Origin of the sequence: Neobacillus paridis, assembly GCF_016765675.1 — a bacterium.
Taxonomy (GTDB): Bacteria; Bacillota; Bacilli; order Bacillales; family Cytobacillaceae; genus Neobacillus; species Neobacillus paridis.
The window spans coordinates 1-637 of sequence record NZ_JAESWB010000102.1 but is presented as its reverse complement, the minus strand read 5'-3'; the positions used below and the strand labels follow the sequence as shown (position 1 = coordinate 637).

Sequence of the window (637 nt, the reverse complement as noted above, 5' to 3'; positions counted from 1 at the left end):
CATCTTGGCGTCGATGTCGGCCTTGTCGCTGCCCTTCAGGGACGTTTCGAGGTCGCGGATCGCGGCTTCGATCTTTTCCTTCTCGCCGGCGTCGAGCTTGTCGCCGTATTCCGTCAGCGACTTGCGGGTCGAGTGCACCAGCGCGTCGCCCTGGTTGTGGGCTTCGGCCAGTTCCTTCAGGCGCTTGTCTTCCTCGGCATTGGCTTCGGCATCGCGCACCATCTTCTGGATTTCCTCCTCGGTCAGACCCGAGTTGGCCTTGATGGTGATCTTGTTTTCCTTGCCGCTGGCCTTGTCCTTGGCGCCGACGTGCAGAATGCCGTTGGCGTCGATGTCGAAGGTGACTTCAATCTGCGGCGTGCCGCGCGATGCCGGCGGAATGCCTTCCAGGTTGAATTCGCCCAGTGCCTTGTTGCCCACTGCCATTTCACGCTCGCCCTGGTAGACCTTGATGGTCACGGCAGGCTGGTTGTCTTCGGCGGTGGAGAACACCTGGCTGAACTTGGTCGGGATCGTGGTGTTCTTCTGGATCATCTTGGTCATCACGCCGCCCAGGGTCTCGATGCCCAGCGACAGCGGCGTCACGTCCAGCAGCAGCAGGTCCTTGCGGTCGCCCGACAGCACCGAACCCTGGATG

The 637-nt window shown here is 61.7% G+C and carries 1 protein-coding gene; it reads right to left on the bottom strand.

From position 1 onward, the window contains the following. A partial coding sequence (locus tag JK635_RS28085) for an Hsp70 family protein (protein ID WP_202653115.1) occupies positions 1-637 on the bottom strand: 637 nt, incomplete at both ends.